Annotated in this window: 1 protein-coding gene; it reads right to left on the reverse strand. The window is 54.3% G+C overall.

Features of this window, described 5'->3' with window-relative positions; translation table 11 throughout:
• Positions 1 to 267 (reverse strand): hypothetical protein (locus tag NE584_RS19415; protein WP_256183557.1); only part of this gene is annotated, 267 nt, incomplete at both ends.

Consider the following 267-nt stretch of genomic DNA (forward strand, 5'->3'; position numbering starts at 1 on the left):
TGATCGCGAGTAGCACAACGCACACCGCAGCGCGCCTCTTTACCACTGACATCACCCTCTTTTGCCCACTGTACCTGCGGGAAACAATCAATCAACCGCTGGCGATTCTGCTGCTGATCTTCATCACTGTACGCCGTCTCTTCGCTGCCGCGATGATAACTGGCACCAATACAATGGTGCTGATTCGCCGGATTTTGCGGCGTGAGATAACCGTCATAGCACAGCACTTGCTTCAGTTTCGCCAGCTCCGGCGTTGTCGGAATATGG

Source organism: Clostridium sp. DFI.5.61 (genome assembly GCF_024462915.1).
Lineage (GTDB): Bacteria > Bacillota > Clostridia > Oscillospirales > Oscillospiraceae > Lawsonibacter > Lawsonibacter asaccharolyticus.